General features: G+C 37.8%; 26 protein-coding genes and 1 rRNA gene (1 of these 27 only partly in view). 17 read left to right on the top strand and 10 right to left on the bottom strand.

What is annotated here, in order from left to right; translation table 11 throughout:
* The first annotated feature begins 11 nt into the window (after window positions 1-11).
* The 8 genes from AC3ANV_RS24000 to AC3ANV_RS23965 all read left to right on the top strand — a co-directional run bounded on the left by AC3ANV_RS24000 (window position 12) and on the right by AC3ANV_RS23965 (window position 4,339).
* Complete coding sequence (locus AC3ANV_RS24000) at window positions 12-536, top strand: QcrA and Rieske domain-containing protein (RefSeq protein ID WP_488311114.1); 525 nt, start codon at window positions 12-14, stop codon at window positions 534-536.
* Window positions 526-729 carry a hypothetical protein gene (locus AC3ANV_RS23995; RefSeq protein WP_488311113.1) on the top strand — a complete coding sequence of 68 codons (204 nt, stop codon included), beginning with the start codon at window positions 526-528 and terminating at the stop codon, window positions 727-729. Before AC3ANV_RS24000 ends, AC3ANV_RS23995 begins: the two co-directional genes overlap by 11 nt.
* On the top strand, window positions 729-1,040 hold the full coding sequence (locus AC3ANV_RS23990; RefSeq protein WP_488311112.1) for a hypothetical protein: 312 nt from the start codon (window positions 729-731) through the stop codon (window positions 1,038-1,040). Before AC3ANV_RS23995 ends, AC3ANV_RS23990 begins: the two co-directional genes overlap by 1 nt.
* Entirely contained in the window at window positions 1,027-1,308 is a 282-nt protein-coding gene (locus tag AC3ANV_RS23985; protein ID WP_488311111.1) for a hypothetical protein, read from the top strand. The genes AC3ANV_RS23990 and AC3ANV_RS23985 overlap by 14 nt, the downstream gene beginning before the upstream one ends.
* Before the next feature lie 155 nt (window positions 1,309-1,463).
* A complete protein-coding gene (locus AC3ANV_RS23980; protein WP_488311110.1) occupies window positions 1,464-2,162 on the top strand; it encodes a sensor histidine kinase in 699 nt (232 codons plus the stop codon).
* Window positions 2,140-2,793 carry a response regulator gene (locus AC3ANV_RS23975; RefSeq protein ID WP_488311109.1) on the top strand — a complete coding sequence of 218 codons (654 nt, stop codon included), beginning with the start codon at window positions 2,140-2,142 and terminating at the stop codon, window positions 2,791-2,793. Before AC3ANV_RS23980 ends, AC3ANV_RS23975 begins: the two co-directional genes overlap by 23 nt.
* 15 nt (window positions 2,794-2,808) lie before the next feature.
* Entirely contained in the window at window positions 2,809-3,261 is a 453-nt protein-coding gene (locus AC3ANV_RS23970) for a GAF domain-containing protein (RefSeq protein ID WP_488311108.1), read from the top strand.
* A 25-nt stretch (window positions 3,262-3,286) separates the two neighbouring features.
* Window positions 3,287-4,339 (top strand): PAS domain-containing sensor histidine kinase, encoded by a 1,053-nt coding sequence (locus AC3ANV_RS23965; RefSeq protein WP_488311107.1) that lies wholly within the window; start codon window positions 3,287-3,289, stop codon window positions 4,337-4,339.
* Between the two features lie 232 nt (window positions 4,340-4,571).
* Here the strand turns inward: AC3ANV_RS23965 and AC3ANV_RS23960 are convergent, their stop codons facing one another.
* A complete protein-coding gene (locus AC3ANV_RS23960) occupies window positions 4,572-6,191 on the bottom strand; it encodes a glutamine--tRNA ligase/YqeY domain fusion protein (protein ID WP_488314322.1) in 1,620 nt (539 codons plus the stop codon).
* A gap of 264 nt (window positions 6,192-6,455) precedes the next feature.
* Here AC3ANV_RS23960 and AC3ANV_RS23955 point away from each other — a divergent pair, with 264 nt between their 5' ends.
* The 5 genes from AC3ANV_RS23955 (at window position 6,456) to AC3ANV_RS23935 (ending at window position 12,299) form a co-directional block, all read left to right on the top strand.
* Complete coding sequence (locus AC3ANV_RS23955) at window positions 6,456-7,439, top strand: Gfo/Idh/MocA family protein (protein WP_488314321.1); 984 nt, start codon at window positions 6,456-6,458, stop codon at window positions 7,437-7,439.
* Between the two features lie 177 nt (window positions 7,440-7,616).
* On the top strand, window positions 7,617-8,636 hold the full coding sequence (locus AC3ANV_RS23950) for a 4Fe-4S binding protein (protein ID WP_488311106.1): 1,020 nt from the start codon (window positions 7,617-7,619) through the stop codon (window positions 8,634-8,636).
* 229 nt (window positions 8,637-8,865) lie between these two features.
* Complete coding sequence (locus AC3ANV_RS23945; RefSeq protein WP_488311105.1) at window positions 8,866-11,229, top strand: WG repeat-containing protein; 2,364 nt, start codon at window positions 8,866-8,868, stop codon at window positions 11,227-11,229.
* 190 nt (window positions 11,230-11,419) lie between these two features.
* Window positions 11,420-11,548: a hypothetical protein gene (locus AC3ANV_RS23940; RefSeq protein ID WP_488311104.1), complete on the top strand. Its 129-nt coding sequence runs from the start codon at window positions 11,420-11,422 to the stop codon at window positions 11,546-11,548.
* Between the two features lie 295 nt (window positions 11,549-11,843).
* Complete coding sequence (locus AC3ANV_RS23935) at window positions 11,844-12,299, top strand: N-acetyltransferase (RefSeq protein WP_488311103.1); 456 nt, start codon at window positions 11,844-11,846, stop codon at window positions 12,297-12,299.
* A gap of 133 nt (window positions 12,300-12,432) precedes the next feature.
* Here AC3ANV_RS23935 and AC3ANV_RS23930 read toward each other — a convergent pair whose 3' ends face one another.
* Window positions 12,433-12,603 (bottom strand): hypothetical protein, encoded by a 171-nt coding sequence (locus AC3ANV_RS23930; protein ID WP_488311102.1) that lies wholly within the window; start codon window positions 12,601-12,603, stop codon window positions 12,433-12,435.
* A 114-nt stretch (window positions 12,604-12,717) separates the two neighbouring features.
* Entirely contained in the window at window positions 12,718-12,891 is a 174-nt protein-coding gene (locus AC3ANV_RS23925; protein WP_488314320.1) for a YolD-like family protein, read from the bottom strand.
* 262 nt (window positions 12,892-13,153) lie between these two features.
* Between AC3ANV_RS23925 and AC3ANV_RS23920 the strand changes: the two genes are divergently transcribed.
* Complete coding sequence (locus AC3ANV_RS23920; RefSeq protein WP_488311101.1) at window positions 13,154-13,447, top strand: hypothetical protein; 294 nt, start codon at window positions 13,154-13,156, stop codon at window positions 13,445-13,447.
* A gap of 503 nt (window positions 13,448-13,950) precedes the next feature.
* Here the strand turns inward: AC3ANV_RS23920 and AC3ANV_RS23915 are convergent.
* Window positions 13,951-15,204, bottom strand: coding sequence for a cation:dicarboxylate symporter family transporter (locus AC3ANV_RS23915; RefSeq protein ID WP_488311100.1), 1,254 nt, complete (start codon window positions 15,202-15,204; stop codon window positions 13,951-13,953).
* 381 nt (window positions 15,205-15,585) lie between these two features.
* Between AC3ANV_RS23915 and AC3ANV_RS23910 the strand changes: the two genes are divergently transcribed.
* The gene (locus AC3ANV_RS23910; RefSeq protein ID WP_488311099.1) at window positions 15,586-15,780 is read left to right on the top strand and encodes a zincin-like metallopeptidase domain-containing protein; all 195 of its coding nucleotides are present in this window, start codon (window positions 15,586-15,588) and stop codon (window positions 15,778-15,780) included.
* A gap of 122 nt (window positions 15,781-15,902) precedes the next feature.
* Entirely contained in the window at window positions 15,903-16,025 is a 123-nt protein-coding gene (locus AC3ANV_RS23905) for a hypothetical protein (RefSeq protein WP_488311098.1), read from the top strand.
* A gap of 214 nt (window positions 16,026-16,239) precedes the next feature.
* Here AC3ANV_RS23905 and AC3ANV_RS23900 read toward each other — a convergent pair whose 3' ends face one another.
* The 6 genes from AC3ANV_RS23900 to AC3ANV_RS23875 all read right to left on the bottom strand — a co-directional run bounded on the left by AC3ANV_RS23900 (window position 16,240) and on the right by AC3ANV_RS23875 (window position 18,029).
* Complete coding sequence (locus AC3ANV_RS23900) at window positions 16,240-16,332, bottom strand: YjcZ family sporulation protein (protein ID WP_488311097.1); 93 nt, start codon at window positions 16,330-16,332, stop codon at window positions 16,240-16,242.
* 48 nt (window positions 16,333-16,380) lie between these two features.
* On the bottom strand, window positions 16,381-16,506 hold the full coding sequence (yjcZ, locus tag AC3ANV_RS23895; RefSeq protein ID WP_488311096.1) for a sporulation protein YjcZ: 126 nt from the start codon (window positions 16,504-16,506) through the stop codon (window positions 16,381-16,383).
* A gap of 277 nt (window positions 16,507-16,783) precedes the next feature.
* Window positions 16,784-16,906, bottom strand: a complete 123-nt coding sequence (locus AC3ANV_RS23890) for a hypothetical protein (protein ID WP_488311095.1) — start codon at window positions 16,904-16,906, stop codon at window positions 16,784-16,786.
* A 43-nt stretch (window positions 16,907-16,949) separates the two neighbouring features.
* Window positions 16,950-17,090 carry a YjcZ family sporulation protein gene (locus AC3ANV_RS23885; RefSeq protein ID WP_488311094.1) on the bottom strand — a complete coding sequence of 47 codons (141 nt, stop codon included), beginning with the start codon at window positions 17,088-17,090 and terminating at the stop codon, window positions 16,950-16,952.
* 513 nt (window positions 17,091-17,603) lie between these two features.
* Entirely contained in the window at window positions 17,604-17,780 is a 177-nt protein-coding gene (locus tag AC3ANV_RS23880; protein ID WP_488311093.1) for a hypothetical protein, read from the bottom strand.
* 12 nt (window positions 17,781-17,792) lie between these two features.
* Window positions 17,793-18,029, bottom strand: coding sequence for a helix-turn-helix transcriptional regulator (locus AC3ANV_RS23875; RefSeq protein ID WP_488311092.1), 237 nt, complete (start codon window positions 18,027-18,029; stop codon window positions 17,793-17,795).
* Window positions 18,030-18,526: 497 nt separating this feature from the next.
* On the opposite strand from AC3ANV_RS23875, the gene AC3ANV_RS23870 reads away from it, so the two are divergent.
* Window positions 18,527-19,115, top strand: a 16S ribosomal RNA gene (locus AC3ANV_RS23870); it runs 961 nt beyond the window's last position.

The following is a 19,115-nucleotide window of genomic DNA, read 5'->3' as shown; positions in this document are numbered from 1 at the left end:
GAGGGATTAGCATGACAGATAAAAATAATAAAATCCCGTTTGATGAAGATAACTATACACATAATATAAACCGAAACAACGAAAGAAAACTAGACCGCCGAGGTTTTATGAAAACATTGGTCGGTGCAGCCGGAGTGTTTGCTATCTCTTCGCTTCCATGGGGAGCATTGGCGGCTAAAGAACTTGCCGGACTAGGGAATAAAGAATATCCGAAAAAGAAAATTACCGCTGTTAAGTCAATCGCTATCGGTGATGCTGTTGATTTCGCTTTTCCGGGAGAACATGACAGTGCCATCTTGATTAGGCTTTCAGAAAATAAGTATGTTGCCTATCAAAATGCCTGTACACATCTACGGTGTCCTGTATTTTGGAAAAAGGATGAGGGCGAAATGATCTGCCCTTGCCATCATGGAAAATTCGATGTCAATTCCGGAGAACCAATTGCCGGACCTCCAAGACGACCGCTGCCGGAAATCCAAGTGAAAGTCGAAAACGGTGCTGTATATGCCGTGAGGGTGAAACGTTATGAAGCGTAATTATGTGAGTGTTTTTCTCCTTTGTGCTGTTTTAATATTGAACATCATCTTTACGCAGTACATGGTACATCAATACTTTTTTGAGCATTTTCTAAACGCATTAATTGCTGCAATTATTAATATCCTGCTATTTCCTGTCGCTTTCTTTATTTATAAAAATGACAAAAAGCAATCAAAAGGTGTGAAAAGCTAATGACAAGTGAAACCTATATTGATTTTTGTTTTATGAGAACAGAAGCAGGGGGGTTTGCGGCGGAAATTGATGAAATATTGAAAAACACCTTTGCTAAAAAGCGGTTGGATTGGTTTCTTGAAGAAAAGTCATTCGATGGATCCGAAATGGTTGTTGCTGAGTTGAAGGGAATGAGCGATTGGGCTTCAGAAGAGGAAACGATTCAGTTCCTTGAGGAACATGCAGGAGAGAAGTTTTGGGAGTATCTTCAGGGATATAAGATGTTCATCTACCCTGTTCTGAGAGGGTGTAACAGCTGTGGAACCCATTAATATAGATGATCTTAAGCAATTTGTTGGTGTGAAGGTCGAACTTACCATCCAAGATGTACAAGGTGGAGAGCAAGCCCCGTCTGTAAAGAAAACAGTAAAAAAGGTTCAGTATTGCCCTGATGGCACACATATCCGATTCTATTTTGATGATTTTTATTTTTTAGCAGTACCATTAGCAAGCAGAGTACACCAATCGGAAACGGAATGGACTGCTTTTGATATAGAAAGCGGTCTACATTATACGATCAAAAAGGTTCAGGTCTTTTAATTAAGCACCTGGCTTTTTTCGCTAATCGGAAAGCTTCGGAAGCTTAAGCATCGCAGTCGAAAAGCTGTACTTTTCGACGAACTGCGCCTCTGTCGAAAGCCCCTGCAGGCTCGCCAGTCGGCGAGTTTTTTTTTATAAGATTGGGAGGTGTGTAAATGGTGCTTTTACCGTCTAAGGATCAAATCAGTTCCTATATTATCCATTCGCAGGAAGAGGAAATTAAGCGTATAGCCATAGAACTTCATGAAGAAGTTGGGCAAAATCTTTATAGTATTTTAACAGGCTTACAGTTTATTGAATCAGGCGTCGATCAACCGAATATGAAAAATTATGTACGTGAAATGTCTCAGTTAATTGAAAAGACAATTCAAGAAATCAGATTGCTTTCAGTCGAACTGCATCCTCCCACCTTAACAACCTTGGGTTTGCTCCCGGCTATGAAAAGCTATATTAAGTTATACACATCTACATTTGGAATTCTTGTTGATTTAGAATCGACTGGGGAAGAAAACCCATTACCTGATCAAAATAGTATCGCATTATTTCGGGTTTGTCAGGAAGCCCTTGCTAATATTGCAAAATATGCGGATACCTCCAATGTGAAAATGAACTTTATATGGAAACAAGACGATTTAAAAATAACTATTCATGACTTTGGTAAAGGGTTTCAACCGGAGAACCTAGAAAAAAGCCATCCTTCATCAGGACTTGCGGCGATGAAGGAAAGAATGCTTCTCACTGGCGGGCAATGTGTGATTTCCTCTAAAATAGGAGAAGGAACATTAATTGAAATATCTCTTCCGTTAAAGACGGATCTAAGGAGAGATTATAGTGATAAAAATTCTGCTAGTTGATGATCATGCTGTGGTAAGAATGGGCTTAACCATGCTATTGAATAAAAATCCTGAAATAGAAGTAATTGGTGAAGCTTCTGAAGGGAACGAAGGAATCAAAAAAGCCTTAAAGCTGAAACCTGATGTTGTTGTAATGGATTTAAGCATGCCTCACGGGAAAGACGGATTATCTGCTACATCTGAATTAAAAAAGCTCATGCCAAATATTAATATCCTAATTTTGACGATGCACGATGATGAAGAATACCTTTTTCGCGCAATTCAGGCCGGTGCCTCAGGCTGTATTTTAAAAAGTGCTCCGCACGATGAATTAATGTCGGCAATTGAAGCAGTTTCAATCGGTGATGCTTATCTACATCCATCGGCAACAAAACGATTAATGGAGGAATATCTGGGCAGTATGAAACAAGATAGCTCCAATACGTACAATCTGTTATCCGATCGTGAAAAAGAGGTTTTGACACTTATTGCTAAAGGGTACTCAAACAAAGAAATTGCCGAGCAGCTTGTGATTAGCGTAAAAACAGTAGAAACACATAAAGGAAAGCTTATGGAAAAACTGCAAATGAAAACCCGGCCGGAGTTGGTGGAATATGCCGTGAAAAAGGGGTTATTAGGTTATGGTATTTAAGGAGAATCACGAAGGATGACGGAGATAAAGGAATTGCAAGCAGTAATTGAGTTGTGTAACCAATTATTGGATAATGTTAGATGTCAATTTGTCGGGTTTGCCCTTCAAAATGAAGTAGGTCCTGATGTTCGTTGGCATTATGCTTCCGGCAATTTAAATGATAAGTATAAAATAATAACCGTCCGTTTTGGAAAAGGAATCGCCGGAAAAGTTATTTCAAGCGGAAGCGCGATGTTGATAACCGATTTTCCCAATCATATTATTGGGAAAGTGACAGATTATCCGATCATGCTCGCTGAAAAACTTGTTTCCTCTTACGCAGTCCCTTTGTTTTTTAATTTTGTTCCTAAAGGAGTATTACTAATTGGCAATAGAGAAAAGTATGCTTTTTCCGAGGATGAACAGGAAATGGTAAAGGAATCTGCCCATTCCTTAGAGGAAGTATTAAAAGGATATATCACACTTTAATGGAGGCCGTACGGTGGATAGGGAAATGAATAAGCCTTTGAACAAGCTCTCCAACCTTGAAAATGAATTAAATAGATCCCTTCAGGAATTGATGGATATTAAGTTCGCACTAGATGAATCATCCATTGTTGCCATCACTGACTCCCGAGGGATTATTACATACGTAAATGATAAATTTTGCCACATCTCCAAGTTTCCTCGAAAAGAACTTTTGGGCGAAGACCATAGGGTAGTAAACTCCAGTTATCACACCAAGGAGTTTTTTACTGATATGTGGAGAACCATTGGACTTGGGAAGGTTTGGAAGGGGGAAATCTGTAATAAAGCCAAAGACGGGACATTCTATTGGGTGGACACAACCATTGTTCCTTTTTTAAATGAAAGGGGTAAACCCTATCAATATATGGCGATTCGCTATGAAATTACGGAGAGAAAGCGTGTAGAACGGGAATTGCAAAAAATGATGTCTTCGATTATTGATGTTCAAGAGGACGAACGCAAGCGGCTCTCGCGAAATTTACATGATGGGATTGGCCAAAACCTTTATAGTCATTTGATTACCATTAATCGCCTGATTTCAGAAATCGAGCATCCCCTGTTACAGCAAATGCAAACGGAAGCAACAGAATTAATTGAAGAAATACGAGAAATTTCTTGGGAGCTTCGTCCATCTGTATTAGATGATCTGGGCCTCGTGCCTGCTATTCGTTCGTTTCTCACTCGCTATTCAGATCATTATAATATCGATGTTTATTTTGAATGCGTTCTGAATCGGCGACTAACGATTAATATTGAACTGACGATATATCGAATTATCCAGGAGGCCCTGACCAATATTCGAAAATATGCCGAGGTAACGGAAGCAACTGTGACGTTAAGAGAAATGGATGAAATCGTCAGAGTGATGATCGAAGATAAGGGGATTGGCTTTGATAAGATGAAACAATCACGCGGTGTCGGTCTTTTCAGCATGGATGAACGAGCTCGGGCAGTCGGCGGGGAACTTTCGATATTTTCTTCACCCGGTAAGGGCACGAAAATTATTTTAGAAGTGCCTATTTCCTTATCATTAATCTAAAAAAGCATAAAAGAGGCTGACCCCATTGGGCCAGCCTCTCCTTATAAGTAAAGAAAGTATAAAATTTTACTCTTTGAGAATTGTCCAGCTCCAGCGCCCAGCGACTAGTGTACTTCGCTCTTCTCCCTACGATAAGTCAACACGAAAAAGCAAAAAACGCGATTCGTGTTGACTTTATCTCAGTCGAAGCGCTCCAGTCCTGTCGTGCGCTAAACGGGCGCTTGCGCTTTTCTTATATTTTAAAAGAACTTTTTAATGAAACAATTCGGTTAAAGACAAGCTTATCGACTGTTGTATGTTTTGGGTCAACGTTGAAGTAGCCATGTCTAAAGAATTGGAATTTGTCCTGCGGCCTGCTTTCTTTCATGTTCGGTTCAACAAATCCTTGTAATACTTCTAGTGATTTCGGGTTTACATGATCTAAGAAGGTTTTTCCTTCATCATTATCGTCTTCGTTTTGGTCCAAAATCAGCGGTTCGTATAAACGAAATTCGGCAGGGACTGCGTGTGCTGCTTCCACCCAGTGGATGGTTCCTTTCACTTTGCGTCCTGTAAAGCCTGTACCACTCTTCGTTTCCGGATCATAGGTGCAATGAAGCTCCACTACTTCTCCATTCGCGTCCTTGAGTACTTCTTCACATTTAATGAAATAAGCATTCTTTAGACGAACTTCATTTCCAGGGAACAGGCGGAAATATTTATTTGGCGGATTCTCCATGAAATCGTCTTGTTCAATATAAATCTCCCGAGAAAATGGAATTTTCCGGATCCCCATGTCAGGATTTTCAGGATTAACTTCCGCATCAAGTAATTCAATTTGGCCTTCCGGGTAATTCGTAATGATAACCTTTAACGGCTTAATGATGCCCATTGTCCTAGGTACCTTTAATTTCAAATCTTCTCTAACAAAGTGCTCAAGCATTTGGGAATCAACCGCACCTGAACCCTTAGATACACCGGTTTCACGAACAAAATCACGAATGGATTCCGGAGTAAATCCTTTTCTTCTCATTCCGGAAATCGTCGGCATTCTTGGGTCATCCCAGCCATCGACAAACCCTTCATCAACTAACTGCTTTAGCTTCCGTTTGCTCATAACCGTATTTGTTACATTTAAACGGCCGAATTCAATTTGCTGCGGCGTGCTTTCCATTTCGCACTGTTCAACTACCCAATTATATAATGGACGCTGGTCCTCGAATTCCACTGTACAAATGGAATGGGTAACACCTTCAATCGCATCCTCTAGGGGATGGGCAAAAGCATACATCGGATAAATGCACCATTTATCGCCGGTATTATGATGTGTTGCATGGGCGATACGATAAATGACGGGGTCACGCAAATTAATATTAGGTGATTTCATATCGATTTTGGCCCGAAGCACCTTTTGTCCGTTATCATATACACCATCACGCATTTTCTCAAATAATTCAAGATTCTCTTCAACCGAGCGGTCACGATAAGGACTATCTTTTCCCGGCTCTGTCAGCGTTCCACGGTATTTGCGAATTTCGTCCGCGGAAAGGTCATCGACGTAAGCAAGTCCTTTCTTAATTAAAAGAACGGCTCTCTTAAACATTTCTTCGAAGTAATTCGAAGCAAAAAATAGGTCATCCCATTCAAAGCCCAGCCATTTTACGTCTTCTTTAATTGAGTTAACGTACTCTATATCTTCCTTTAATGGGTTGGTGTCATCGAAACGTAAATTGGTCTTGCCGCCAAAGTCATCTGCCAAGCCAAAATTAATAATAATTGATTTTGCGTGCCCAATATGTAAATATCCGTTTGGCTCCGGCGGGAAACGGGTAACGATTGTATCATGCTTTCCGGATTCTAAGTCTTTTATCATAATATCTTTAATAAAATTCGATGTTTGATTATCCACCCTTTTCAACCTCTTTCATCATATCTATTATTTATAAATAACATAAATATTGATATTTTTCCATTCTTCCCAACTATTCATGAACAAAACAGGTTAGAAATTAATTTTTTTTCAATATAAGGGTGGAAAATCACAGATTATCCAACAGTGGCATATTTAAATTGGAAAGAAAAGCAAAAAAAGGCTACAATGTTGAAAAGTAACAAAATAGAAAGGGGAAGCTAGATGATTACATTTGGAACAGTCGGAACAGGATGGATTACCGAATCCTTTATTGAAGCCGCAAAGCTTAGCAAACAGTTGCAGTTAATTGGAGTTTATTCACGCACAGAGGGTAAAGCCAAGAAGTTAGCAAATACATATAACGCTCCTAAGTATTTTACCGACCTGGAAGAAATGGCAAAAAGCGAAGAACTGCAGGCTATTTATATTGCTTCGCCAAATTCCTTACATTTTCAGCAGACAATTACCTTTTTAAAAAATAAAAAGCATGTCATTTGTGAAAAGCCGATTTTTTCAAATACGAGTGAATTAGAAGAGGCTTACCGTATGGCGGAAGAGAATGGTGTTTATTTATTTGAAGCGATTCGTAATATACATACGCCTAATTTCCGGATATTAAAAGAAAACCTTCACAAAGCAGGCAGCCTTAGAAGTACTATTTTGCCTTATATTCAGTATTCCTCGCGTTATGATTTATTTCTGCAGGGGCAAGAGCCCAATATATTCTCGGCTAACTATTCAGGGGGAGCATTAGTTGATTTAGGTGTCTATCCGCTTTATTTAGCAATAGGATTGTTCGGTGAACCAAAAAAGATAACGTATCATCCTGTAATACTCCGCAGCGGAATAGATGGAAGCGGAACACTTGTATTACAGTATGAAGACTTTGTTTGCACGATCCTTTGTTCAAAAATGTCTCATTCGGTGATTCCGTGTGAAATTCATGGGGAAAAAGGAACCTTTGTCCTCGAGGATGCAGCGCCGATTTCTGAAATTAAATTTTTTGACAGCCATTCAAAAGAAGGTCAAATTTTGAGCATCAAACAGGAAGAGCAAAATATGGTCTATGAATGTATAAATATCGCTAGAATTATTGAAACGAAGAATGATTATGAATATGAAGAATTAAAAAATTGGAGCAAGACCGTATTGAGAGTTACCGAAGAAGCAAGGAAGCAAAATAACATTGTATTTGCAGTAGAAAGATAGGAAAAAAGCCAGGAAATTGTTTGTAACATTGATAGAACAATAATAAAAATTTATTTGACAATTTTAAGAATTCTTATGTGACATCTTTATGAAAACAATCGATAAGATGATTTATATCACACACCCTATTTTATCCATTCACTATAGTTAAGGTACCGAGAGAATGGAGGAAACGTGATGAAATCGAGGAACCGGTATGTTAAACAGTTGAAACGAAAGCCTGTTCAAGTAACCAGACATGTGGTTCAGACAGTGTTTCTTTTGTTTTTATTATATGTTGGTTTACGCTTTTATCAATTTTACATGCACTTTGAAACGTTAGGTCGTCAGCCATTTGTGGAAAGACCATCTGCCGTAGAAGGATTTCTGCCGATTAGTGCCTTAGTGGCCTTAAAAGTATGGTTGACGACCGGGGAATTCGATAAAATTCATCCGGCAGGACTTGTTTTATTCACCTTTTTTGTTGGTTCGGCGATTATATTTCGTAAATCATTTTGCAGTTGGTTTTGCCCTGTCGGAACGGTAAGTGAATGGACAGGGATGCTTGGGAAAAAGCTTTTTAAAAAGAATTTTGAGATTCCTCAGTGGCTGGTTTGGGTACTAACTCCCTTAAAATATTTATTGCTATTATTCTTTTTAAAAATGATTGTTTTTGATATGCCGACATTTATTGCTAAAGGTTTCCTGACTGATCCTTATAATGAAATTTCCGATGTGAAAATGCTGCTCTTTTTCTTAAATATTGGTGGTTTTGCCTTGAAATTTGTTATTGTCATGTTCGTTCTATCCCTGTTCTTTAAAAACGTTTGGTGTCGTCTCCTTTGCCCATATGGAGCGATGATCGGACTTGGTTCAATCTTTAGAGTTACAAAAGTGCGCCGAAATGAAGCTACCTGTACAAATTGTGAAATGTGTACAATGGTTTGCCCGCAAAGAATAAAAGTTCACAAGAAACAAGTCGTAGCAACGCCGGATTGTACAGCCTGCATGCAATGTATTGAAGCCTGCGCAATTAAAGATACATTAAATATGACTGTCGTAAATAAAAAGGTCAATAAATGGGTTGTTCCGGCTGCTTTTTTTGTTCTGTTTATTTTAGTTGTCGGTATTGCAAAAATTACCGGTCATTGGAACACGGTACTTACTTATGAAGATTGGAAGCAATTGATCCCGGATGCAAATAATATTGGTCATTAAGTGTAAGATAGTATTGAATTATATCCTTATGATGCGAGTCGAAAAAGGTGAGTTCCTTTTATTGCATAACCCTATTCCTAAGCAAAATGACCTGGACTTCCAGGTTTTTTCCATTTTATAAACTCGGCCAGGCCCCATTTTCTTAGCGGGAAATAGCTGTTTGTCATTGTTCTTAGGCACGTTAGGCATTCTTCCCCATATATATATTAAAAAGTAAAATGGGGGAGCTATGATGCATGGAAACGGAAGAAATTGGAATTTGCCATTCCTCCCATTTGGTGATGAATTGCTGTATACTGACTCCCATCCCAAAAGGCCTTATCTTCAATATGCAGATATAGATGGTGATGGTAAGCAAGAATTATTTGGGATATACCGTTCCAACCAAGAACTGTATCTATTCACCTTAAAAGAACATTTCGGACATTTTAGATTAATTTCTGTTGTAAAAGGTACCGGTTATCAAGTCAGTTATTTGGGAACTGCTCACATCACAGGCCAAAAAAAATTGAATATTGTTGTAGGTTGGAAAATTGGAGGTATTTGGTCAAAATTATCGATTTTCGAGTGGGTAAATTCAGGATTGAAAGAGAAACCATTAAACGGTGAGTATATATTTAGCAAAATTGAAATAGCTGACATGCCCGGAATTCATGGAAAAGACGGCAAAGCAGAAATAGCATTATGGTTTCATGATACAGGAGAAGCATACAGGGTTGAAATCTACCGGTGGGAAAAAGATATTCTTGTACCGGCACATGATGTAGAGCCCTACTATTTCAAAAAAGTAGTTGAATACTATAAACAAAAAATCAAAGAACACCCGGAATATTTATTTTACTATCCATATTTAAAAGAGGCCGAAAAGAAAGCCTCCCGGGTACTTGACGAAAGAGCTGTATATCTATATCCGGCCTCTGTTAAAGAAATCGGCGGAAACAAATGGGGATATATTAACGCTAGGGGCAAATTCATTCTCCCTCCATCCTTCGACCATGCCGGGGATTTTCAGGATAATGGGTTAGCGATAGTACGGATCATGGACCGTACAGGGATAATTGATTCAAAAGGATATTTTATTGTGAGACCAAAATACGATACCATTAATCCATTTTCGGAAGGACGGGCCAGTGTTATTGATCACCAAGGCTTTAAAGTGATTGATGAGAGCGGCAAAGAAATAACCTCTAAGGCATACTCCTATATCGGAGATTATAAAGAGGGCAGAGCCTTAATCGCAGATACAGATGCAAACGGTCAATATTTGTATGGCTATCTAAATAGAAGGGGAAAGGAAGTGCTCCCACTTTCCTATGTATCAGCAAGTGATTTTAACAAAGGAAAAGCAATCGTAAAAATGAAAAATGAAAGCTACGCACTAATTGATCTTACCGGAAAAGTAGTGAAATCCTATTCTTACCCTACGGTCATGAATTATGGTGAAGGCATGCTGGCTTTCCAAATGTCAAAGGATGGAAAATTCGGATATATGGATGAACAGGGGAATAGTGTAATTGAACCGCAGTTTTCCGAAGCTCAACCGTTTATCGGGGGTCTGGCTATTGTGAACGTGTCCGATGATTTTAGGAACCATTATGGGTTAATTGATCGGAACGGGCATTTTATTATCAAGCCCAACTATAATAGTCTTTTACATCTTGGTGAAGGGCGTTATGCTATCGGGAAGGCCCTTGACCCGGAAAAACCCTATCTTGGCTCAAAATACGCTGTTGCCGATTCTGAAGGCCATCTTCTCACGGGATTTATTTATAATGAAATAACGAAATACAAGGAAGGCCTTGCCTCAGTATATAATGACCAAGCGACTTTCTTTATCGATATAAGCGGCAAACGCATGGAACATCTCCCCAATGTTAGCGGAAGGGGTACATTGGATTTTGATCAAACAGTAATCAAAGGAGAAATTGATTTTAGACTTCTCTATTTTGATAAAAATAGTAAGCTAATTTGGCAACAAAACGCAATCATTCCCCTCAATAACCGATATTCGGTCATTGAACACAAATTCAAACCGAATAAAGATTATTTGGTCTATTATCCACAAGTTAAAGGAATGGAACATTCAGGAAGTGTAAATCGAACATTAATGGATTTGTCCGGTGTCAAAGAAATTCCGGCACAAGCCCAGCTTGAATCGAACTATATGGGCGATTTTGATGTAACCTATTTTAAAAAAGATCTTCTGGTGATTGAAATAACCGGATACAATTATCCTTTTGGAGCAGCTCATGGAATGCCTGTTAGAAAATATGCTCATATTGATCTGAATACAGGTGTGGTCTATCAATTAAAAGATTTATTTAAACCCCGCAGCGCTTTTGTGAAAGTTATCAGCGATATCATTGGTGATCAGATTAAAGGTAATGAAAAGTATTCCTACGTCTTCCCTGATACCTACAAAGGAATTCAGGAAGAGCAGCCGTTTTTTATCAGTGATAATGCAGTAAATATTTACTTTGCCCCTTATGAAATCGCCCCATACGCTGCAGGTTTTCCGACGTTTACAATCCCGATTGATGAACTGACGGGTATTATAAATAGAAATGGTGACTTCTGGAAATCGTTTCATTAAACTAAGGCAGGAAATCCTGCCTTTTTAAATTTCGAATGGATTGACAACGTTTCATATGGAGATATTTTTAAAATAGACAGAATAGTGTCATTTATCTATATTGAATAATAAAGGACACCTTTTGTTTTTTTTTTTTTTTGAAATAATTGGAAAGGGTTATTCGTAAAATACAAGAAAAAGGAGTGATTACATGGACGGACAAAAGAGCATAAAGTTTGGCTTAATTGGTCTTGGTGGAATGGCTAATCATCATTTGAAATTACTATCGGATTTAGCAATGTGGAAATATCTGCGTTGTGTGATCTTGATGAGAATGTAATTCATCTAAAAGGCGAAGAGTTTGGAATCGCACAGGATCATTTGTACGAAAGCAGATATTGAACTTGCAGGCGCTCCCTATTGGAGAAAATCAACAGTTGAGGAATTTTGTGAACAGGAGAAGGAACGATTGAAAATAAATTAAGGTAGGAGTTGTTAATGGCAATGAAGCTTAGGTGGTTGATCCAAGCTATTTTTTTCTTAATGGGTAAAAAATTTTTTTGTACTTGAAAATCATTGAATAAAAATACGTATTGTTGTATATTTATTAATAATTATTGCAAAAGGAGAACAGAATGGATATTTATCATGCAGTGACAAGTGATGTTAAAGATATTTATGATTTAATCCAAATTTATGCTGAAAAAGGAATCGTATTACCTCGTACGTATTTATCACTCTATCAACATTTACAATGTTTGTATGTTATGAAAGAGGATAATAAAATACTAGGGGTTGCAGGATTACATGTTTTAGGACAGGACCTGGCAGAGATACGATCTTTGGTTGTTTCTCCCGATTATGCTGGAAAAGGTATTGGTCGCAGATTAGTTAATCGTATTATAAGTGATGCACCGAAACTTGGAATTAGCCGTATAATGTCTTTTACATACGAAACAGCGTTTTTCAAAAAATGTGGTTTTAAAATCGTAGCAAAGGAGACATTGCCTGAAAAAGTGTGGGTGGATTGTATGAATTGTCCTAAGTTTAATTGCTGTGATGAAATCGCAATGATTAAATATGTTGGGTAAGGAGTCAGATAGGTTGCATACAGTGATATTACAGTCAAGTATAGAGTTATCGAAAACAGCCCTTCTCATCTAGAGCGTATGTTTTCCTCATGATGGAAGGGACAAATATCTTAACTATAAAATTGAATAGGTTTCAACGATCATTCGTTGTATTTAACTCATTTCTATCGTCTTCATCTATTTGCTTTACTTTATTCTTTGTGTACTTCATAGAACTAACTAGCATGAGGAGAGTTAAAATTAAACATCCACCCATAATCAACAAAAAATGATGCACCCAATCAATGAGAACTGAAAACTCCATATTCTAATCCCCCTTTAATAATGACCTGTCTTGTTAATTACTTCTATATATTGTAAAAAATACCTCCTAATAAACAGCAATATTGTTAAGGATTGACCTTTTAAAGGTGAGTATTTATTTGACCATTACATTGGTTATGGAAAAGAAATCAAGATTGATGTTGGATTCAAATTCATTGTGGATTTGAATTCTTTTATTTAAAGAATCGATTTTCATTACAAATCCAACGCGTGATGTAAAAAAAACGTTTTTCCATGTGGTAATCTCTAAAAGCTTTTTGGTAACCATACTTTCAGATATTAGCCGTTCCATCTCTTCTATTTTTTTATCAAGACATAAATTATTAAAAGCCAAAAAAATAAAGGAGAAAACATATTAAACATGTATAATATGTTTTCTCCTTTTATTAAATTAAAGCGCCCGATTCTTGAATAAGCTACTGCATATTATCTTCGTAGTGTTCACTAATAGGATAAGTTTTTTATTTTATCTGTTTAGTTCTTCATTACCCTTAATTCCATATGCTTTATTAATGGGGGAGTGGAGACTAATGAAAAATGAACAGTTTGATATCGAAACACTTAAATTAATTGGAAATAAACTTGATTATATTTACTCCATAGCTAAATGTCATTACAATGGTTCCCCCGAATTAATGGATACTATTGAAAATTTAGCTCAGGTAGCAAATATGTTTGCAAAAATTAGAATTCAAGAATTAAACGGGCATGTAGAAACCTCGAACCCACAAGGATTCATAGTATCTAAATTAGCTAACTCATACTCTAGGATGAAAAATTATGAGAAGCAAAAGGATATTGACTTTCCTACTTGGAAGCTCTAAAGCTTCTTTTTTTATTCCACAATACAACCTCTAAATTACATTCCCACGATGGTACGTTCCATAATTGACAACATGCTAGGTAAATTATGATAGACATTTATAACTGGAACTTCTTCCTTTTTATTAGATTCACTTTTATTTTTAAACATCCGATCGAAATATCCTTTATTGAAGTATCCCCTGTAAAACCTTCGATAGTAGAATTAGATATTAGGATGGGGCTCGCTTCCAAAGATGGTGGTCTCCAAGCTGCCTGGTTCCAACTTTATAATCTTCTCATTGCATCGAACTCCTGCCATGCAATTATCCACTTTCACTAATTACTTCTTTTCCACGAAGCAACCCTCTAATTTCTTAGTAATGTTTGTCTAAACAAAATGGTAATCTTATTTTCATACAGTTCAGAACCATGTAATAAAAATTAACACAGAATTGATACGGAGGTGCCTGTTACCGTAAAAAAGAAGCCTGCCCCAATCACACTTGGGGGCAGACTTCTTTTTTTAAGCTGCTTTTTCTGCTTCTTGTTCTTTGAGTTTGTGACCTTCCCATTTTGTAATGACGATGGCTGCCAGGGAGTTTCCGACGATGTTGACTGCTGTACGAGCCATATCTAATATGCGGTCAATCCCGGCAATAAAAGCAAGTCCTTCAACCGGTATTCCAACACTTCCTAATGTTGCAAGAAGAACGACAAACGATACACCGGGAACGCCGGCAATTCCTTTGGAAGTAAGCATCAAGACAAGAACCAATGTAATTTGCTGCATGATACTCAAATGAATTCCATACATTTGAGCAATAAACAGTGCTGCAATTGCTTGATAAAGGGTAGACCCATCAAGGTTAAAGGAATATCCAGTTGGAATAACAAATGAAGTAATCGCCTTCGGACAGCCGATATTCTCCATCTTTTCCATGATCTTTGGAAGTACCGTTTCTGAGCTTGCAGTTGAATAACCTAATAATAATTCGTCTTTTAAATACTTTAATAATTTGAAAATGTTAAACCCAGCAATTTTCGCCACCAATCCAAGGACAACGAGAATAAAGAATATCATGGCTCCATATACCACAAGAACCAGTTTCCCGAGCGGAATTAAAGAAGTTATTCCGAATTTGGATACTGTGATACCGATTAAAGCAAACACACCAAGTGGGGCAACCTTCATTATCTGGTTTGTTACATAGAACATCGCATCTGCTGTTCCTCTGAAGAAGTTAAGGATTGGTATTCCTTTCTCTCCAATCGCCGCTACTCCAAGCCCAAACATAACAGAAAAGAAAATGATGGCTAGCATATCCCCATTTGCCAGTGATTGAATGATATTCGTAGGAACAATATTCACAACTGTGTCAATCATCGAATGGGACTGTGTTGTTTTAGCTGTGGTTTCATAGGTACTAATGTCCGTTTTTGTTAGATGGGATCGATCGACGCCTGCTCCTGGCTGAAACACGTTCGCTGCTAATAGCCCAACCACGATGGCAATCGTCGTAATGATTTCAAAATAAAGCAGGGTTTTTCCCCCAAGTTTTCCTAATGACTTGATATCACCTACACCCGCAACTCCAACAATTAAACTTGAAATAACGATTGGAACAACAATCATTTTAATTAAGCGAATAAAAATATCTCCACACGGCTTGAGGAATCCTTCAATATTTGGATTTCCATAAAAGGAAGCTCCAACCGCGATTCCTAAAATGAGACCAATCACAATCTGCCAAGCTAAGCCAAGTTTTAGGTTTTTCATCCCATACACCCCTTCAAGTCTATTACTAATATAAGTGTAAGCGGTTACATACAAAAACCTACCGAATCATACAAAAACCTACAAAAAATAATTTTGACTGGGACAAACGTCAGCCATTGAAAAAGGCCGGAATAAATAGCTTATACAAGAGGTGAATTGGTTAATAATCATTTTGGAAAAGGATCTATGGTTAGAGAGGTGCCTTTTTTATGTCTCAAAATCCTTTAGAGGGAAAGAGCTTGGATTTATGAAGTTCATCCACTTGTTACCTTTTATTTAAAGTGAAAAAATAACCAAAATAATTCTGGCGTTAACTGTCTCATTTAGTGTGCGAATCGTAGACAAACACTTGACAACAGAAAAGAGGAATTAGTCGCGGAAATGGGTGCGGCGATGTTGTGCGGAGTGGCCGGAATTGATAACAGTACTATCGAAAATAGTGCGAGTTATATTGATTCATGGTTACGAGCTTTAAAGAAAGAGAGTCGTTTAGTTTTACAAGCAGCTGCTCAAGCACAGACAGCAGCAGATTATATTTTAGGAGAAACAAAGAATCAGCCTACAATCGAAAATTGAAAATACATGAACACTCAAATTCAAAAGCACCAATTCCACCGGCTGACAGGTCAGCCGGTGAAAGGATACATTGAACATGTCGAACTTAATCCATAATGCTCGAATAAAAGGAGTGAAAGAATATGAAAATTTTTCAAGTTATTTATTTTGCAAAAGGATTTCAATGGGTATCGATTGTAGTGGCCAAAAACGGAGAACAGGAAGAAAAAATGGTTTCTAAAGACTTTGATATGAAAGATCATTAAGAATTAAAACGTATCAAAGAATGTGAACTGACTGTCGAAAATATTATCCATACAGAAGTAATAGAAATTGTTTGATCAACTAAATAAAATACTGACTTACATATATAAGACAAATAACACCAATTGGTTTCTAAAGCAGGTAAATATTGCGAATGGAAAAAAGGCCCATTAATAGGAGCCCTTTTCCTGAACCAATTCATCTTACCCTATATATTTAGTAGAACATGAAAGAAGCTCCGATGATGATAAGAAGAATGAACAATACTACGACTAACGCAAATGAAGACGTTCTATGTCCGTCGCTCATGTTATAGCACCTCCAGCGTTTAATTAAAAGGGATCTTACTCACCCAAATTAAAAAACCATACTGGAAAGTACAATAATTAATAGGATGAACAATACTACGATTAAAACAAAAGTACTTCCTCCATAAAAGCCACCGCCGTATCCGTAACCGCCACAGCCATATCCAAAGCCCATATTTTTCACCACCTATTGGATTCCAAAAGTAAATACTGTCACTATGTATTTATATTTTTTTTGACAAGGATTGATTGGACAATCATCATATGTTTTGGACAAAATCAGCGATTTGCCTAAAATGCAAGAACGTCTGCTATATAAGGCAAACGTTCTTCGGAAGGTAATGTTTATGCAGATGTTAATGGCTTTGGTGTAGTAATAACATATGTACACATGATATTTATTGAATGGACAAGTGCTGAATTAATAAATAAAAATTTTCTTAAAATAAGGCTTAACCCCAATGGTTATTCACTTGAACTGATGCATAAGCTAAAGTAGCCGAAAACCCAAAGCCTAGTCGAACCACCATAGCCTTCCATTCCACATAAACCTTAATCGGAATAGTCTCAAACACAAAAAGCCCCTCTCGGGGCTTTTTAAGCGTGATTGTTTTTTACTTAAAACCAGACCACTGCTCCGACGATGATTAACAAGATAAACAATACAACAATTAAAGCAAAACCGCCGCCATAACCGACACCGCCGTATCCAAAGCCACCGTAACCGTATCCGCAACCACCAAATCCATATCCATCCATTTTATAGCCCTCCTTTAGACTTATTCCTTATAAAATATGTTGAAAAATTAAGGAGGGAAGGGCTCTTTCACTAGAATTTTATGAGGACAGCCTATATCCTAGTTACAAAATCCGCGTTATGTATCGAGTCAGATAAAAAGTTATTTCCAAATATCAACAATTTTATGAACCTGAATTATTGTTATTCTTTTTTTGATATGGTGAAGGAAAGAAAGGAGGGATAAAATGGAAAGTTAGAAAAGATACAACCTCATTGAGTGGTTTGCGAAAAACCATTCCGAAAAGATGATTTAATTTATACAGACACCTTGTTTACACAGATCCGGCACGCTGCCTGTTTTATGTATAGATGAATTCATCATAGATAAAGGTACATACGAAGAAATCGTGAATAAATATCCAGATTACAAAAAAGCATTTATTGTTAGATAGATAGATTTTCCACTTATAGAGGTTAAGGATGGTCTTCCTTAGCTTCAATTTTATGCAAAAAAGACTTCTGAAGAATCCGCATTATAAATTAATAAGATCGTTATTATACCTTTCTAGTTGTTTTTGTAGGACTGATATGTAACTCATCATTGCCATTCTCACTATAGAAGGGTAGTAACGACTATTAAGTTCTAGTTCACATTCCTCTATGTCCATCTTTTTTACTTCAATAATTTTATTTAATTCTTCTTTACTCATTGATAACCACCCCTACATATCAAAGAAATCGTTATAATCTACACTCTTATCAATTTTTTTAAGGAAATTTATGATTTTCTTTGCTGTACTTATGGTTGGTTGATGTTCATCACTGGAACATAGCCGGCTAATGGTAGCCCTGCTAACTCCTGATTTTTCTAACACCTTTTGGCTTATGCCATGCTGATCAAGATAGCGGCCCAGCCTCGACCTATCTTTCCCGATTCCAAACCACTTCAACTTCTCCACTCTCCCAAACTCTTTTTATAGTTCAAGGATGGACAATTTTTTCAGAGTTTATACAAAAATATCTCCTCTGAAATTTTTTCTCATAGGCGATGCAACATGGACAACAGGTACTACACAGAATACGCTAACTACACGAATCCCATACAATAGAAAATCACCCACCACACGAAACCTAGAGCGGTGTAAATATCCTAATTACAATTGGAAAGAGAAAATAGGTAAAAAGATAAAAAAATATTGCACTGAAACACCAACGGTGTTATCATATAAAAGCTGCTTCAAAAAATACATCAGTTAAAAATATCTTTTTAAAAGAAAGTGATTTTTAGTTGATATATAAGAAGTGATGTGATATAATAGTTTTTGTCGCTATTTTAATTAGCAGCTTTGTTCTTTGAAAACTAAACAAACAAAATCGTGCAAACAAACAATAACTATTAGTGGATCTTTCGTAAGAAAGTGAAGCTAAGCCAACGTAACAAATGAGCTAATCAACTTTCTTGGAGAGTTTGATCCTGGCTCAGGACGAACGCTGGCGGCGTGCCTAATACATGCAAGTCGAGCGAATCTTTAGGAGCTTGCTCCTGAAGGTTAGCGGCGGACGGGTGAGTAACACGTGGGCAACCTGCCTGTAAGACTGGGATAACTTCGGGAAACCGGAGCTAATACCGGATAATCCTTTTCCTCACATGAGGAAAAGCTGAAAGACGGTTTCGGCTGTCACTTACAGATGGGCCCGCGGCGCATTAGCTAGTTGGTGAGGTAACGGCTCACCAAGGCGACGATGCGTAGCCGACCTGAGAGGGTGATCGGCCACACTGGGACTGAGACACGGCCCAGACTCCTACGGGAGGCAGCAGTAGGGAATCTTCCGCAATGGACGAAAGTCTGACGGAGCAACGCCGCGTGAGCGATGAAGGCCTTCGGGTCGTAAAGCTCTGTTGTTAGGGAAGAACAAGTACCGGAGTAACTGCCGGTACCTTGACGGTACCTAACCAGAAAGCCACGGCTAACTACGTGCCAGCAGCCGCGGTAATACGTAGGTGGCAAGCGTTGTCCGGAATTATTGGGCGTAAAGCGCGCGCA

The organism is Neobacillus sp. DFD-2R (assembly GCF_057747865.1).
Note: the sequence above shows the minus strand (reverse complement) of the source record. Positions and strands in the feature narration are given on the sequence as shown.

Excerpts from the sequence above, each read along its gene's own strand:
- AC3ANV_RS23980 (WP_488311110.1), top strand. The coding sequence starts at position 1,464 with ATGGTGCTTTTACCGTCTAAGGATCAAATCAGTTCCTATATTATCCAT.
- AC3ANV_RS23905 (WP_488311098.1), top strand. The coding sequence starts at position 15,903 with ATGAAAATTTTTCAAGTTATTTATTTTGCAAAAGGATTTCAATGGGTA.
- AC3ANV_RS23910 (WP_488311099.1), top strand. The coding sequence starts at position 15,586 with ATGGGTGCGGCGATGTTGTGCGGAGTGGCCGGAATTGATAACAGTACT.
- AC3ANV_RS23920 (WP_488311101.1), top strand. The coding sequence starts at position 13,154 with ATGAAAAATGAACAGTTTGATATCGAAACACTTAAATTAATTGGAAAT.
- AC3ANV_RS23990 (WP_488311112.1), top strand. The coding sequence starts at position 729 with ATGACAAGTGAAACCTATATTGATTTTTGTTTTATGAGAACAGAAGCA.
- AC3ANV_RS23995 (WP_488311113.1), top strand. The coding sequence starts at position 526 with ATGAAGCGTAATTATGTGAGTGTTTTTCTCCTTTGTGCTGTTTTAATA.
- AC3ANV_RS23945 (WP_488311105.1), top strand. The coding sequence starts at position 8,866 with ATGATGCATGGAAACGGAAGAAATTGGAATTTGCCATTCCTCCCATTT.
- AC3ANV_RS23960 (WP_488314322.1), bottom strand. The coding sequence starts at position 6,191 with ATGATAAAAGACTTAGAATCCGGAAAGCATGATACAATCGTTACCCGT.
- AC3ANV_RS23950 (WP_488311106.1), top strand. The coding sequence starts at position 7,617 with ATGAAATCGAGGAACCGGTATGTTAAACAGTTGAAACGAAAGCCTGTT.
- AC3ANV_RS24000 (WP_488311114.1), top strand. The coding sequence starts at position 12 with ATGACAGATAAAAATAATAAAATCCCGTTTGATGAAGATAACTATACA.
- AC3ANV_RS23970 (WP_488311108.1), top strand. The coding sequence starts at position 2,809 with ATGACGGAGATAAAGGAATTGCAAGCAGTAATTGAGTTGTGTAACCAA.
- AC3ANV_RS23885 (WP_488311094.1), bottom strand. The coding sequence starts at position 17,090 with ATGGATGGATATGGATTTGGTGGTTGCGGATACGGTTACGGTGGCTTT.
- yjcZ (WP_488311096.1), bottom strand. The coding sequence starts at position 16,506 with ATGGGCTTTGGATATGGCTGTGGCGGTTACGGATACGGCGGTGGCTTT.
- AC3ANV_RS23930 (WP_488311102.1), bottom strand. The coding sequence starts at position 12,603 with ATGGAGTTTTCAGTTCTCATTGATTGGGTGCATCATTTTTTGTTGATT.
- AC3ANV_RS23940 (WP_488311104.1), top strand. The coding sequence starts at position 11,420 with ATGGACGGACAAAAGAGCATAAAGTTTGGCTTAATTGGTCTTGGTGGA.
- AC3ANV_RS23880 (WP_488311093.1), bottom strand. The coding sequence starts at position 17,780 with ATGAGTAAAGAAGAATTAAATAAAATTATTGAAGTAAAAAAGATGGAC.
- AC3ANV_RS23935 (WP_488311103.1), top strand. The coding sequence starts at position 11,844 with ATGGATATTTATCATGCAGTGACAAGTGATGTTAAAGATATTTATGAT.
- AC3ANV_RS23915 (WP_488311100.1), bottom strand. The coding sequence starts at position 15,204 with ATGAAAAACCTAAAACTTGGCTTAGCTTGGCAGATTGTGATTGGTCTC.
- AC3ANV_RS23900 (WP_488311097.1), bottom strand. The coding sequence starts at position 16,332 with ATGAGCGACGGACATAGAACGTCTTCATTTGCGTTAGTCGTAGTATTG.
- AC3ANV_RS23925 (WP_488314320.1), bottom strand. The coding sequence starts at position 12,891 with ATGGTTACCAAAAAGCTTTTAGAGATTACCACATGGAAAAACGTTTTT.
- AC3ANV_RS23965 (WP_488311107.1), top strand. The coding sequence starts at position 3,287 with ATGAATAAGCCTTTGAACAAGCTCTCCAACCTTGAAAATGAATTAAAT.